This is a genomic window from Candidatus Zixiibacteriota bacterium, assembly GCA_022865345.1.
Lineage (GTDB): Bacteria > Zixibacteria > MSB-5A5 > MSB-5A5 > RBG-16-43-9 > RBG-16-43-9.
Window position 1 is genome coordinate 1 of sequence record JALHSU010000199.1, and the last position, 14,931, is coordinate 14,931.

15 protein-coding genes and 1 pseudogene are annotated in these 14,931 nt (G+C 44.5%); 15 read left to right on the top strand and 1 reads right to left on the bottom strand.

All coding sequences use genetic code 11. The features are described from left to right. Positions 1-1,673 (bottom strand): integrin alpha (locus tag MUP17_10025; protein MCJ7459318.1); only part of this gene is annotated, 1,673 nt, incomplete at its 3' end. A gap of 424 nt (positions 1,674-2,097) precedes the next feature. On the opposite strand from MUP17_10025, the gene fusA reads away from it, so the two are divergent. The 15 genes and pseudogenes from fusA to MUP17_10100 form a co-directional block, all read left to right on the top strand. Further along, a complete protein-coding gene (gene fusA, locus MUP17_10030) occupies positions 2,098-4,182 on the top strand; it encodes an elongation factor G (protein MCJ7459319.1) in 2,085 nt (694 codons plus the stop codon). Positions 4,183-4,570: 388 nt separating this feature from the next. Continuing rightward, positions 4,571-5,200 carry a hypothetical protein gene (locus MUP17_10035; protein MCJ7459320.1) on the top strand — a complete coding sequence of 210 codons (630 nt, stop codon included), beginning with the start codon at positions 4,571-4,573 and terminating at the stop codon, positions 5,198-5,200. A 345-nt stretch (positions 5,201-5,545) separates the two neighbouring features. Continuing rightward, a complete protein-coding gene (locus MUP17_10040; protein ID MCJ7459321.1) occupies positions 5,546-6,286 on the top strand; it encodes a hypothetical protein in 741 nt (246 codons plus the stop codon). Between the two features lie 461 nt (positions 6,287-6,747). Then, entirely contained in the window at positions 6,748-7,149 is a 402-nt protein-coding gene (locus tag MUP17_10045) for a hypothetical protein (protein ID MCJ7459322.1), read from the top strand. Positions 7,150-7,269: 120 nt separating this feature from the next. Beyond that, positions 7,270-8,025 (top strand): YebC/PmpR family DNA-binding transcriptional regulator, encoded by a 756-nt coding sequence (locus tag MUP17_10050; GenBank protein MCJ7459323.1) that lies wholly within the window; start codon positions 7,270-7,272, stop codon positions 8,023-8,025. A gap of 276 nt (positions 8,026-8,301) precedes the next feature. Next, positions 8,302-8,823, top strand: a complete 522-nt coding sequence (gene ruvC, locus MUP17_10055; GenBank protein ID MCJ7459324.1) for a crossover junction endodeoxyribonuclease RuvC — start codon at positions 8,302-8,304, stop codon at positions 8,821-8,823. Beyond that, positions 8,820-9,431 carry a Holliday junction branch migration protein RuvA gene (ruvA, locus tag MUP17_10060; protein MCJ7459325.1) on the top strand — a complete coding sequence of 204 codons (612 nt, stop codon included), beginning with the start codon at positions 8,820-8,822 and terminating at the stop codon, positions 9,429-9,431. The genes ruvC and ruvA overlap by 4 nt, the downstream gene beginning before the upstream one ends. Before the next feature lie 67 nt (positions 9,432-9,498). Beyond that, complete coding sequence (gene ruvB / locus MUP17_10065; GenBank protein MCJ7459326.1) at positions 9,499-10,518, top strand: Holliday junction branch migration DNA helicase RuvB; 1,020 nt, start codon at positions 9,499-9,501, stop codon at positions 10,516-10,518. A gap of 93 nt (positions 10,519-10,611) precedes the next feature. Continuing rightward, positions 10,612-11,199 (top strand): epoxyqueuosine reductase QueH, encoded by a 588-nt coding sequence (locus tag MUP17_10070; protein MCJ7459327.1) that lies wholly within the window; start codon positions 10,612-10,614, stop codon positions 11,197-11,199. Continuing rightward, positions 11,192-11,398: pseudogene (locus MUP17_10075) on the top strand (DUF2905 domain-containing protein). Before MUP17_10070 ends, MUP17_10075 begins: the two are co-directional and overlap by 8 nt. 210 nt (positions 11,399-11,608) lie before the next feature. Beyond that, entirely contained in the window at positions 11,609-12,634 is a 1,026-nt protein-coding gene (gene queA, locus MUP17_10080) for a tRNA preQ1(34) S-adenosylmethionine ribosyltransferase-isomerase QueA (GenBank protein ID MCJ7459328.1), read from the top strand. A 186-nt stretch (positions 12,635-12,820) separates the two neighbouring features. Continuing rightward, positions 12,821-13,501 carry a 2-C-methyl-D-erythritol 4-phosphate cytidylyltransferase gene (gene ispD, locus MUP17_10085; GenBank protein ID MCJ7459329.1) on the top strand — a complete coding sequence of 227 codons (681 nt, stop codon included), beginning with the start codon at positions 12,821-12,823 and terminating at the stop codon, positions 13,499-13,501. Positions 13,502-13,517: 16 nt separating this feature from the next. Beyond that, a complete protein-coding gene (gene ispF, locus MUP17_10090; protein ID MCJ7459330.1) occupies positions 13,518-13,994 on the top strand; it encodes a 2-C-methyl-D-erythritol 2,4-cyclodiphosphate synthase in 477 nt (158 codons plus the stop codon). Between the two features lie 27 nt (positions 13,995-14,021). Next, the gene (locus tag MUP17_10095) at positions 14,022-14,669 is read left to right on the top strand and encodes a DedA family protein (protein ID MCJ7459331.1); all 648 of its coding nucleotides are present in this window, start codon (positions 14,022-14,024) and stop codon (positions 14,667-14,669) included. Continuing rightward, the coding region (locus MUP17_10100) for a D-alanine--D-alanine ligase (GenBank protein ID MCJ7459332.1) at positions 14,666-14,931 on the top strand (266 nt) is incomplete at its 3' end. The genes MUP17_10095 and MUP17_10100, both read left to right, overlap by 4 nt.

Sequence of the window (14,931 nt, forward strand, 5' to 3'; positions counted from 1 at the left end):
CGTCCAGCATCAGTGCCTCCTGCATCATTACCGTATGCTCCCACGATCAGGTCATCGTATCCATCCTTGTTCACATCACCTGCACCGGAAACCGAACGTCCGAAGTAGTCGTTTGCAGCCTCTCCGGTGAAAGTATAGAGAAGGGCTCCGGTCTGACCGGAATAAACATAGGCTCGTCCAGCATCAGTGCCTCCTGCATCATTACCGTATGCTCCCACGATCAGGTCATCGTATCCATCATTGTTCACATCACCTGCACCGGAAACCGAACGTCCGAACCAGTCGTACGCAGCCGCTCCAGTAAAAGCGTAAAGCTCCTCATAAGAACAAATCTCTTGAGAAGAGAAAACATAGGCTCGCCCAGCATCAGTGCCTCTCGCATCATTTAAGTATGCTCCCACGATCAGGTCAGCATATCCATCATTGTTTACATCACCTGCTCCGGAAACCGAAATTCCGAACAAGTCGTACGCAGCCGCTCCGGTGAAAGTGTAGAGAAGGGTTCCGGTCTGACCGGAATAGACATAGGCTCGCCCGGCAGCAAAACCTCCCGCATTATTAAAGGGTGCTCCCACGATCAGGTCAGCATATCCATCATTGTTTACATCACCTGCTCCGGAAACCGAACTGCCTAAGTTGTCGTCCGCAGCCGCTCCGGTGAAAGTGTAGAGAAGAGTTCCGGTCTGACCTGAATAGACATAGGCTCGCCCAGCATTACTACCTCCAGCATCATTCTGGTATGCTCCCACGATCAGGTCAGCATAGCCATCGTTGTTCACATCACCTGCTCCGGAAACCGAATAGCCGAAGTAGTCGTTTGCAGCCGCTCCGGTGAAAGTGTAGAGAAGAGCTCCGGTCTGACCGGAATAAACATAGGCTCGACCAGCATAACTACCTATAAGAAAATTCGAAGGTGCTCCCACGATCAGGTCAGCATATCCATCATTGTTCACATCACCTGCTCCGGAAACCGAATAGCCGAAGTTGTCGTCCGCAGCCTCTCCGGTGAAAGTGCAGAGAAGGGCTCCGTTCTGACCGGAATAGACATAGGCTCGCCCAGCATCACTACCTCCCGCATCATTATAGAGTGCTCCCACGATCAGATCAGCATATCCATCCTTGTTCACATCACCTGCTCCGGAAACCGAATGTCCGAAGTAGTCGCTTATAGCCTCTCCGGTGAAAGTGTAGAGGAGAACTCCGGTCTGACCGGAATAGACATAGGCTCGCCCGGCATTATCACCTCCCGCATCATTAAAGGGTGCTCCCACGATCAGGTCAGCATATCCATCCTTGTTTACATCACCTGCTCCGGAAACCGAACTGCCGAAGTAGTCGCCCGCAGCTTGTCCGGTGAAAGTGTAGAGAAGGGCTCCGGTCTGACCGGAATAGACATAGGCTCGCCCGACAAAAGGGCCTCCCGCAAATTTAGCGTATGCCCCCACGATCAGGTCAGCATATCCATCATTGTTTACATCACCTGCTCCAGAAACCGAATAGCCGAAGTTGTCGTTCGCAGCCTCTCCGGTGAAAGTGTAGAGCTGACCGTGGGTGATTTCAGCCCTGACCGGTGAAGCTGTGCCAAACCACAAGGCAAAAGCCGCTATAACCAGCAGCCAGACAGGCTTTACACAAAAAGCGCCAAAAAAGCCGAAATCTTTAAGGACCCTCATGATACCTCCTGGGTTTGGATGTTTTTGTTTAACAGATGAAATTTGAATACTTGTTATGGCTTGCAATGCAGTACTTCCTCCGGACAGCAAAGTCGCTGAGAAAACCCGACAGATGGAAGCATCCCCCTCATTACTTGATTGTATCTACAATTTACCGATAATTCCGTCTATGTCAAGGAAATTGCAACCGGAGAAAGTTAATCTTTAAAGTCCTTATGCAACAAGGTTAAAACCTGTTTGTTAAGCTCAATGGCTAAAATCTACCCCCTCTTTCTCAAGCGGGATGCAGGAGAAAAGTTCTGAAGTTGTCCCAGACTCCCTACGCTCCTGTTTTTGAAAAGAAGGCAGTTGACAAAACGTATTTATTTGTTATTTTTGTAGCTTTGCAGAAGTAACTCATTCATAAGAAAATAAGGAGGATGGTTTGAAAGAGTATAAAACCGAACAGTTGAGAAATCTGGGGGTGGTGGCGCATGGAGGTGCGGGTAAGACCTCCCTGGTGGAGGGTATTCTTTTTTCCGCGGGTGTGACCAGTCGTCTGGGCAAGGTGGATGACGGAAACACGGTCTCGGATTATAACGAGGATGAGATCAGCCGCAAGATCTCAATTTCCGCTTCACTGGCTCACGTAGAATGGAAGGACTGCAAGATAAATCTGGTCGATATGCCAGGTTATGCGGATTTTCTGGGTGAGGTAGTAGGTGGATTAAGGGTGACCGAGACTGCTTTAATACTGCTATCAGCCATGTCTGGAGTAGAGGTAGGAACTGAGCAGGTCTGGTCCATAGCAGAAAAATATGGGCTTTCCAGGGTTTTCTTCATCAATAAATTAGATAAAGAGCATGCGGAATTTGACAAAATACTCAAAGAAGTGCAAAAGAGGTTTGGGCATCAAGCCATTCCTTTGCAGATTCCGATAGGCGATGGATTAAATTTCAAAGGCATAGTTGACCTGGTCAAAATGAAAACTTATCTGTTTCAGGGAACAGATGCAAAAGAGGATAAAATTCCTCAGGACTTAGAGGAGAAGGTCAAGAAAGCCAGGGAGAAATTAGTGGAGGCTGTGGCTGAAGCAGATGATAGTCTCTTAGAGAAATATTTTGAAAAAGGAGCTTTGACTGAGGAAGAGTTTAAAATGGGCTTGAGAAAAGGAATCATCCAGCATAAGCTCTTCCCAATCTTCTGCGGTGCAGCTACGAATTGCTGGGGAATTAAGCTTCTTCTGGACCATATTGTTGATTTCTTTCCATCTCCGGCTGATTTTGGAACGGTTAAAGGAAAAGAGCCAAGCTCAGGTAAAGAAAAAGTTTTGAAGGTCTCTTTTGACAGCCCTCTGGCTGCTCTGGTCTTCAAGACCGTGTCCGAGCCTCACGTAGGTGAGCTTGTCTTTTTCAAAGTATTCTCAGGGAAACTTAAAACCGGGGATGATGTCTTTAATTCAGTCACCAATGCGGCTGAACGAATCGGTCAGATTTACGCTATGAATGGCAGGGAAAGAAAAGATGCCGGAGTGGTTATCGCTGGCGATCTGGGGGCTGTGGTCAAACTGAAAAACACCCATACCGGAGATACCCTCTGCGACAAAAAAGACCAGTTCGTCCTTTCCAGAATCGAATTTCCAAAGCCGGTGATCAATCTTGCCATCAGGGCCAAGAACAAAGGAGATGAAGAAAAAATCGCCAGTGGTTTCTCCAAACTGCACGAGGAGGACCCCACTTTCATTATGGAGGTTGATCCGGATATAAAACAAACCATCGTCTACGGCCAGGGTGAGCTGCATTTGGAAGTTATTGTGGACAGGCTGAAAAGAAAATTCGGGGTTGAGGTCGAAATAGAAAAACCCAGAATACCCTATAAGGAGACGATCAAAACTAAAGCTGAAGCCCAGGGAAAATACAAAAGACAGTCTGGAGGCAGAGGGCAATATGGAGACTGCTGGCTTAGATTAGAGCCGTTAGGCAAGGGGGAGGGGTTCCAGTTTGTGGACGATATCGTGGGTGGCGCAGTGCCGTCAAAGTACGTGCCGGCAGTGGAAAAAGGAGTAGTTGAAGCGATGAATGAGGGTGTGGTGGCAGGATACAAGATGGTGGATATGAAAGTGAGCATTTTTGACGGCAGTTACCATACGGTGGATTCCTCGGATATGGCATTTAAAATCGCTGGATCAATGGGTTTCAGGAAAGCCACCTCAGAGGCAAAGCCGATATTACTTGAACCTATATATATAGTAGAGGTGACAGTGCCGGAGGAGTTTATGGGTGACGTTATAGGTGATTTGTCCTCACGCCGGGGGAAAATTTTGGGTATGGAAAGTGACGGTAGTTTTCAGAAGATAAAAGCCCAGGTGCCACTGGCAGAACTATATAAATATTCAACATCGCTGCGATCCCTGACTCAAGGCAGGGGGATTCATACCCGCTCTTTCTTCCATTACGAGGAAGTGCCCAGAGAAATTGCAGAAAAGATAGTTAAGGAGTCTCAGGAGGCGAAGGAGAAGGAACAGAAATAGTCTATAGTCTAAAGGAAAAAGAATAAAAAAAAGGCAAAAGCCTAAGGCCGACAAGTGTAGCGGAAGTCTTCAGACTTCCAGTTTTCATGGAAGAGTATTTGTAGCGTCCGACCCTGGTGTCGGACGTTTTGTTTGCGCTGGTTCGGGAATTGTCGTCAAGACCCATGGCTGGGGAATTCCCGAACCGCAAAGCAGAAAGTAGGTCGGGTTGCGCCAGCTACCCGACATAGGTGATTCTGATAATTTCATGAGAAAATACTTGACAGGAGATGTGAGATAATATTATATAGTTAGGTTCCAAAAACTGCTTAGGGAAAGGAGGTCACTTTCACCAACAGCTATTTGGTTTCTTGTCTTTAACTATTAACCTTTTTAAAAAGGGGTATTTATGAGAAAGTCGCTTCTTTGCGTTTTAATCGTTATTACTACCTTATTACTTATCTCGAATGCTGATGCTTTTAATGGTAAGCGCAAGGGCTTCATTATAGGAGGCGGGCTTGGACCGGGCTTTACCACTTTTAAAGAAACTATAACAATCCACGATTTTTTCGGATCAGGAACAGAAACAGAAGAATCGCAGAGGGAAAACAAATTCGGGCTCAGGACTAATTTCAAAATTGGGTATGCACCCTCTGATCTGCTCGAAATATACTTTACAGTTAAAGATTCCTGGTTCTCAAGCAAAGTTTACTTTTTCGGAGAAAGCATGAGTGAAGATGTCATCATGGCTAGCGGCTTCTGGGGTCCGGGAGTAACTTATTATTTCAAACCGGAAGCACCTTCTTATTTTATAACTGGCGGGATTGGATTATCTACCCTGTCCCTTCCATTCGAATCTCACTCAGAGATCAAGATTGGCGGTGGTCTGTACGCCGGAGCAGGTTATGAGTTCAGAAACCATTTTTACGTCGAATTGGATTTAGGTTGGGGGAAACCCAGCTCTCTGGCGCTGTTCGGGATTGGATCGAGCACTACTGTTTTATCTGTGGCACTTACCATTAACGCCTTAGCATACTAAGAGTTCAAGGATTCATCAGAATTTTATGATGGTGTCAGGAGTTTCCTCCTGACACCTTTTTTTTCGGGAAGAAGCTCTGGTAGAAGGTAAATCGGTTTGCGCAAGCTACCCGACTTAGGTTTGTCGTGCAGTTCCGCCTCTGACGGGACTGCCCTAGCTACCTTGTTTCTGAAAAAAAAGCTTGACAGAGAAATCTCGTAAAACTAAATTGGTGATGGTTTTCATCTAAGCAAAAAACATTTAATCGAAAGGAGGTGTGCTTCAACGGCCACTTTTTGTCGCATTTGTCGGGCAGTTTTCACAGCCCGACCTGCGACTGAGCCTAATGATAAAGGAGGGTTCAGAATGAGAAAAATCTCAAGAATTGTGTGCCTTTTTGTTGTAGCCCCTTTGGTAATAGTGGTGGAGACAACGAATAGAGACAGCAGCGAGACAAGTCTTAGAATCGCCGGAGGCGCAGGTTCCTATGCTCATATTTCTCGCGGCTGTGAGGGCGAGGTCCTTAACAAGGAAAAAATTCCATTCAAAGATGTGGGTTTTTCTGTTGACCATAAGTTTAAAACTCCGGTCAAGCTCGGATTGAAAGGCGGATACATTTCAGAAAACCAATTAAGGTATGACTACACGTTCCCTCCGCCTGATAATAAACATATTGACAATTTCTACCTGAATCCCAATTTCAGCTTTGAAAGCGAGAAATTCGGGATTGGGGCAGGCTTCTTTTTTGCCGACAAAAACCTCTACAGCCGGGAAGGGCAGAACTGGGGGAACATTCTGCCCAGTGCGCACGTTCGCCTTGGGACTAAAAAGCTCTACTTATCCGCAAATCTAATGGAAAACGTTCCGCTTTATTCCGGCGGCGGGTATCTGGATTTTGGAGTTGGGACTTCGGTAAAGTCTTCTTCGTTCTGGGTAGGCTTAAACCCGGAAGGACCTTATGACTCCTGGGGTTTGGTAGTAAAAACTGATTTCAGATTTCACAAGAATTGGTCCGTGGGTTTGAACGGAAGGCTGGGCACAGCGGAGGGCATCTCGGAAAGCGCCATATCTGTAGGACTGGGATACAGACTGACCCGCACAAAGTGAGAAGGTAGAAAAGGGAGGTCGGGTTGCGCATGCTACCCGATACAGATGATCTGTCGTGCAGTCCCGCCAAAGTCGGGACAGCCCGACCTACAGTGCTCATTTTTGCGTAGTGGAGGTCTTCAGACTCAATGGGTTTAAAAAAAGTGGAAGCTAAAGCCTTCCGCTATATTCTATGTTTATAAGCTTGACAAAGATTTTTAAAACTGTTTTTTATCATTAAGATTAAACTTGAATCTTCAAATGGTTTAAAAATGAGAAAAATTGTTTTCTCGGTTTTAATAGTTTTTATCTTGATAGGCTTAACATCAACAGTTAGTGCCTGGGACAGTAAAAGAAAAGGTGTCACCTTAGGTTTTGGCATGGGGACAGGGGTTACCTCATTTACCCATAGGATTGAGAATATCTGTAGTGATAATTGGTGAGGGCCGAACCTAATAACGTCCCGGGCGGACGTTCTGGCAGTGATCACTGATTTTAAGATCGGATACGCACCGGCTGATTTCCTTGAACTGTATTACACCAGCAAAGTTTCCTGGTTTGGAGTGAGATACGTTACAGGCGGTGGGGCTACTGTTGCTAATGGTTTGTCAGCACTGGGAACGACTTTTTATTTTAGACCTATGGCACCTTCTTTATTTATAGCAGGAGGTCTTGGGCTTTCATACCGGAGCACTCCCTTCGAGTCAGGATCTCAAACCTTAATTGGTTTTGGTTTCTTCGCAGGAATTGGTTATGAGTTCTACAAGCACCTGAACGTTGAACTGGATTTGATTGGGGGAAAGCCCAGCAGGACAAAGGATGGAGTCAAAACAGAGTATAATGCTCTTTCAGTTAAACTTACAGTTAATGCCTTGGGATACTAAATTTCTATTGCCTTTTTCCCCAGATTCCATTAATTATAGAGGAAATAAATTTTTAATCTGTGAAACGGATTCTCAGGACCTGAAAGGTCCTGCAATACATCCGTAGGAGGAGAGAGAAATATGTCTGGACATTCGAAATGGGCGACTATAAAAAGAAAAAAAGAGAAAACCGATGCAGAAAGAGGGAAGGTCTTCACTAAGCTCATAAAAGAGCTTACTGTGGCTGCAAGGCATGGTGGAGGAGATCCTGATGGGAATCCCAGATTAAGAACTGCAATTCTGACGGCTAAAGCAGCTAACATGCCGGCAGCCAATATCGATAGAGCCATCAAAAAAGGGACAGGGGAGCTTCCCGGAGTTTCCTATGAAGAGGTCAGCTATGAAGGATATGGACCAGGTGGAGTGGCAATTTTAGTCGAGGTCACCACTGATAATAAAAACCGAACCGTTTCCGAGATCAGGCATATCTTTGACCGTTACGGAGGCAATTTAGGTGAGGTCGGGTGCGTTGGCTGGATGTTTGAAAAGAGGGGGTTAATCCTGGTAGAGAAAGCACCAGTGGATGAGGATAAGCTCCTGGAAATCGTGTTAGAAGCAGGAGCAATAGATATGAAGTCTGAAAAGGAATATTATGAGATTGTTATCCCTTACAACCGGTTCGAGACGGTCAAACAAGCTTTAGACCAGAATAAAATAAAATATTCCAGCGCAGAACAGACGATGCTTCCTCAGACCACTGTGAAGTTGGAAGGGAAAGAGGCTGAGCAGATGCTAAAGCTGATGGAAGGTTTGGAAGACCACGAGGACGTGTCGAAAGTGTATGCCAACTTCGATATCGCAGAAGAAATAATGGAGAAGATAAGCCTCAAATCATAGTCTTGAGTTCTGATTCTTTATAGAAAGTAGGTCGGGTTGCGCAAGCCACCCGACACAGGATTTAGCTCCTGAGAGATGTTATCATCTCTCAGGAAAACAAGGTAACGGGGATGATAACATCCCCTCTGAGCGAGAATAATGGAGAAGATGAGCATCAAATCTTAGATGGATTATAGAAAGTAGGTCGGGTTGCGCAAGCCACCCGACACAACAATTTGTCGGGCAGTCCCGCCAAAGTCGGGACAGCCCAACCTACAAATTGCAGGAGGCAAGTACTTGAGTAAAGACGACCTTACAATCTTGGGCATCGATCCCGGGAGCGCGGTAACCGGGTACGGAGTGGTAAAAGGAAGCCTCGATAAGGCAGTATTGATCGACTATGGAACGATCAAGGTTTCCTATAAGAAACCATTGTCCTCAAGATTAGAGGAAATATATTCAGGTATTATTGACGTGATCTCTAGGATGAAACCGGACCAGTTAGCAATTGAAGAAGCTTTTTACAGTAAAAATGCTAAATCTGCTCTGGTAATGGGGCAGATAAGGGGTGTGGCTTTGCTGGCAGGTGCCCAGGCTAAAATCCCGATTGCCGAATATTCGCCCAGAGAAGTTAAATCCTCTATCGTTGGCACAGGAGCTGCTTCAAAAACACAGGTGCAGTATATGGTGAAAAATATCCTGCAGTTAAAGAGTCTGCCTGAGCCAGAAGACGCCTCAGATGCGCTGGCTATTGCCCTTTGTCATCTGAATAAAGTGCAGAGTAAGAAACGTATAAAGGAGATGGAGAAAAAGGTTTGATCGCCTATTTAGAAGGTAAACTGGTAGAGAAAAGTCCCACCCAATTAATCTTAGATGTAAATGGGGTGGGATATTGTGTTAATATACCTATTTCAACTTACGACAGGTTAGGTGAGTTAGGCTCAAAGGTAAAAATCATAACCTACCAGCACGTCAGGGAGGACTGCCTTCAGCTTTTCGGATTTTACACCCCGGAAGAGAAATGGCTTTTCGAGCTTCTGATCTCGGTTAACGGGATAGGTCCAAAGACCGGGCTGGGGATTTTATCTTTTATCTCGCTTGAGGACTTTCACAGAGCGATAATGGAGGAGCATATAGATTTTCTCACCAACGTCCCGGGCATAGGCAGGAAAACTGCCCAGAGATTAGTGGTTGAGCTTAAGGAAAAATTCGGTAAGCTGGACCTGAAGAAAGAGTTAAGTGTCGATGCAAAGAGTCATACCGATGCGATGATCGAGCAGGAAGCGATTTTAGCCCTTTGCTCCTTAGGATACAGTCGCTACGAAGCGAAAAAAGCGATTGACAAAGGCAAAGAAGGGACTAAAGAGAAACTGACAGTTGAGGAATTAATCAAAAGAGCGTTAAGGAAAGTAAACAGCAAACGGTAGACAGTAGACAGGGCCACACAGCCCCCCTGTTTGCTGTATGCTGTCTACTGTCTACTAATTTGAGATTATGACAGAAAGAATCACATCCCCCCAGGTTTCCACTGAAGAGCAGGAATTAGATTTAACTCTGCGTCCTACTCGCTTTGAGGAGTTCGTGGGGCAGGAAAAAGTTAAGGAAAATCTGAATATTTTTATTCAAGCGGCCAGAAAAAGAAAAGAGTCCTTGGAGCACACTCTTTTCTATGGTCCTCCAGGACTGGGAAAGACTACCTTAGCCTTCATCATCGCCAAGGAGATAGGGACGAATATGAAATCTACCTCAGGTCCCATTTTAGAAAAACCAGCAGACTTAGCCGGCATTTTGACTAATCTTCAAAAAGGTGAAGTTCTGTTTATAGATGAAATACACCGTCTGAGTCACGTAGTCGAGGAATATTTATATCCTGCGATGGAGGATTTCACCTTGGATATAATGATAGAAAAAGGTCCTTCTGCCAGGTCAGTGAAAATTAACCTGAACCATTTTACCCTGATCGGTGCAACAACACGAGCTGGACTCTTGACTTCGCCTTTGAGGTCCAGGTTCGGAGTAGTTAGCAGGTTAGATTTTTATACTCCTGAGGATATATATAAGATAGTTCATCGCTCGGCTAAGATACTTAACATTTTCGTCACAGATGAAGGAGCAATGGAAATAGCCAAAAGGTCAAGGGGAACACCCAGGGTGGCTAACCGGCTTTTGAGAAGGGTTAGAGACTATGCACAGGTCAGAGCAAAAGGGAAGATTGACCGTAAAGTTGCCATAGAGGCTCTAAAGATGTTAGACGTGGATGAATTGGGCTTGGATGAGATGGACAAAAGGATTTTGGAAGTGATTATTCAAAAATTTAAGGGAGGTCCGGTTGGCATCAATACTATTGCAGTAGCTGTAGGAGAGGAAGAGGATACCATCGAGGAAATCTACGAACCTTTTTTGATCCAGGAAGGGCTTTTAGCGCGAACACCAAGAGGACGAGTAGCAACGGATTCTGCCTACCGTCATTTAGAGATACAGAAAGAGTCAAAACCTCAAAGCGAATTGTTTTGAGGTCTGAGAGGTTTTTTGAAAATTTGTAAATACTGGTCGGGCAGGGTGCCCGACCTACGAGTTTTATAAGAAGTAATATAAGGATAATGAAGTATGAATATCTTAATGCATGTCTGTTGTGGCCCCTGCCTGATGTATCCTTTAAAAAGATTGACAGAGAAGGGACATAAAATCACCGGTTTCTGGTACAATCCTAATATCCACCCTTACACTGAATACCAGAACAGGTTAGAGGCGGTAAGATATGCTGAATGGGCAAGGGTTTTTCCGATGATCTATGAGAATTCTTATGATCTAGTGGAATATCTTAAGGCGGTTCTGCCTCACTTAGAGGACCGTTGCAGGTTCTGCTACCAATTAAGATTGGAAAGAACCGCCCGGGTAGCAAAAGAAAAAGGGTTTGAGGCTTTCTCCACCACACTTTTAGTAAGCCCAACTCAGAAACATGAGCTCATCAATGAGATCGGAGAGGAAGTAGCAAAAAAATTTGATATAAAATTCTTCTACGAAGACTTAAGGCCTGGATATTATGAAGGGAAAGTTATGGCTAAGGAGTTGAACCTGTATCGTCAAAAATACTGCGGGTGTATTTTCAGCGAAAAAGAGAGATACCGCGATAAAAAGGGGTCAGATGCGGTCTGGCGGGAAAAGGGCTTCAGACTTCAAGAGCGAAATGATTAGCTCTCTGGGCAAATTAATAATCACGTTTGGAATTGTCCTTGTTCTCTTAGGCGGGCTTTTGCTTCTTTTCGGAAAACTTTCTTTTTTTGGAAAGCTTCCTGGAGACATATATATTCAGAAGAAAAATTTCTCAATCTATTTTCCCCTTGCTTCCTCGATTTTGCTCAGCCTAATTCTTTCCTTGCTTTTTGTTCTGTTTAATATATTTTCAGGAAATAAGAAGACTTACCCATGTTGTGGGCAACGTGGGGTTACCGGTTATATTACAAGTCAATTACGGTAGGTCGGGTTGCGCAAGCTACCCGACACATCAATTTGTCGGGCAGTCCCGCCAAAGTCGGGACAGCCCGACCTACAGGGCTGCGAAAGACAGATTAAATGTGCCCAATGAATTGGGCAACTACAAAATATGAAGCTCACAGATTTTGATTTCAAATTACCTAAAGAGCTGATTGCTCAGTATCCTGCAGAAAAAAGGGACCATTCCAGGCTTCTGGTTTTACACAGGGATAAGGGTAAAATAGAGCATAAAAAGTTCTATAATCTCATAGAATATCTGAAACCAGAAGATGCCCTGGTGATAAATCAGACCAAGGTCTTTCCGGCAAGGCTATTTGGTATAGATCAAAAGAATGGGATAGAAGCAGAGGTTTTCCTGCTCAAGAATTTAGAGGACGATCTGTGGGAGGTTTTGCTAAAACCCAGAAAGAAAATCATGCCAGGCTCAATCATCAATTTTAATCAGGGGAGTCTGAGCTGTGAGATTCTGAAGGAGAGCAACACAGAAGGAGACTTAGCCCGGTTCGATTATAAGGGGGATATTTTTGAACTTCTGGAAAGGATAGGGAATACTCCATTACCTCCCTACATCAAAAGAGAAGCCGATTTGAAGGACAGGGATAGATACCAGACCGTCTATGCCAGAGAGCGAGGAGCAGTTGCGGCTCCGACTGCAGGTTTACATTTCACGTCAGAGCTTTTGGAGAAGATAAAGGAAAAAGGAATAGAGGTTATTCCGATTACTCTGCATATCGGCTGGGGTACTTTCAGACCGATCCGGGCTTCAAATTTTGAAGAGCATAAAATGGAAGAGGAGTATTTCGAGATCAGCGAAGAATCGTTTGAAAAAATTAGTTCAGTTAAAAAGAATGGTGGGAAGGTTTTCGCAGTGGGGACCTCAGCAGTCAGGGCCCTGGAGACTGTATTTGAAAACAACAACGGATCGCATAAAGGCTGGACCAGAAAGTTCATCTACCCTCCTTATGATTTCAGAATAGTTGATGGAATGATCACCAATTTCCATCTTCCCAAATCGACATTGTTTTTACTGGTATCTGCTTTTGCAGGAAAAGAGGTCATCTTTACAGCTTATCTGGAGGTAATAAAAGAAAGATACAGATTCTACAGTTACGGAGATGCGATGTTGATACTGTAGATTACTTAGAGAAGAATCCACTAACGTAGGGGCGGAGTTCATCTCCGCCCGGATGACTAATAGAACCTCACCCTAACCCTCTCCTTGGAAAGGAGAGGGAAAGACGAGTCCCCTCCTTTTTAAGGAGGGGATATAGGGGAGGTTAAAAAAGTAAGCCTTGACATATCAAGCTGCTGGAATAAAAATATGAATGTAAGAGCGATCATTGCGGCCGGGGGTAGGGGAGAAAGGGTTGGAGGTAGTTTACCCAAACAGTTTATCGAAATTAAAAAGAAACCACTGCTGGTTTACACAGTTGAGAATTTCGAGAAATGTGAGCTGATTGATGAGATAATGTTAGTTGTGCCGGAGGAGTACGTAGGACTTTGCTCCTATCAGGTCGTGGATGTATTTAATTTCAGGAAAATAAGGAAAATCATATCCGGTGGGAAAGAAAGGCGGGATTCGGTTTATAAAGCTCTTTTATCTTTGCCGGGAAATACGGATATAGTCACGATTCACGATGGAGTCAGACCATTTATCTCAATAGAGAAAATCATTAAGTCTATCGAGATGTGTAAGGAGGATAAGGCGGTTATTTTGGCTCTGCCGATAAATGAGACGGTCAAAAGGGTCGAAGATAAATCTGTCATTACCACTTTGGATCGGGAAAAACTATGGGTGGCTCAGACTCCCCAGACCTTTGAATATAAGTTGATTCTGGAGGCATATAAAAAAGCCATGGAGGATGGTTTCATTGGAACTGACGATTCTTCTTTAGTTGAAAGATTGGGATTTAAGGTGAAAGTTCTGGAAGGAGAATACGAGAATATCAAAATCACAACACCGGAGGATCTGGCTTTGGCGGAAAAGATTTTGGAAAGATAAAAAAAGGGAGCAAAAGATGTTTAAAATAGGCTTCGGTTATGATGCTCACAGATTAGTAAAGGGAAGGGATTTGATCTTGGGTGGGGTTAAGATTCCTTATAAAAAGGGGCTTCTAGGTTATTCGGATGCGGATGTTCTTTGCCATTCAATTGGGAATGCTATCCTTGGTGCTTTAGCCCTGGGTGATTTAGGTAAGCATTTTCCAGACACGGATAAACGTTACAAGGGTATTTCGAGTCTAAAGCTTCTGTCATTAATCAAAGGAAAGATAAAGAAAGCCGAGATTTTGCATATCGATTCGATGATCGTGGCAGAGGAGCCGAAGATGGCGAAATATATTGATAAAATGAGAAAAAATATCGCCGAATCATTGAGCATATCCAAAGATAAGGTTTCGGTTAAAGCGACAACGACTGAAGGAATGGGGTTTGCAGGAAGGAAAGAAGGGATAGAGGCATATGCGGTAGTACTGTTGCTACAAGGTCGTAGGTGATAGGTAAAAAACAAAAGAAAAAAAACAATGGAAGAGTTTTTTAACAGCAGAGGAGCTGAGCTTCTGAACTTTATATCCGCTCACGGAGTAGTTTGGATTTATTTGTTCTTGTTTTTCAGCGCTATTCTGGAAACTTTCTTTCCTCCATACCCAGGAGACACTGTTACTTTTATGGGAGGTTATTTAGCCTCGAGCGGGATACTGAGTTTACCCTTAGCTTTCCTTATTCCCTGTACAGGCAGTCTGTGCGGGGCTTTAGCCCTTTACTATCTGGGGATGAAAAAAGGAAGAAAACTTTTCGAAAAGGATAAAGGGAAAATCTTAAACAAGACTCAGTTGGGTAAAATTGAAAACTGGTTCGGAAGATATGGACCAGAGGTAATAATAGCCAGCAGGTTTATTGCCGGGGTTCGTTCAGGTATTGCGGTGGCGGCTGGTCTGGGTAAAATACGACTTTGGAAAATGGCTATCTACAGTCTTATAAGTATCCTTGCCTGGAACGGTCTCATAATCGGTCTGGGCAGACTAACTCATCAAAACCAACGGGAGCTTTTCAAATTTTTAAGTTTATATAACCGTTTCATTTTAGTTATATTGGTCCTGATTGTGGTCATCTGGTTTATCTGGTTGGTGAGGAAAAGGTCAAAGAAAAACAATACAGGGATTGGAAAATGAAGATAATGGTTTTAATGGGCGGGACCTCGGCTGAGCGGGATGTCTCTTTAGCTTCAGGAGAGGCAATAGTAAAAGGGTTAAAAGATGCAGGTCATCAGGTTTTGGCGATCGATACGTCAAAAGGATATAAGTTACCCGAAGATCAGACCAGGTTTTTGCCGAATGGGGTCAAGGCCGAGCCGCCGGACGTAAAGGCTCTACAGACCGAGGGGAAAAAGGTGGCATTGAAAACGATTGAGTCATTCAGCCTTTCGGACGTCGA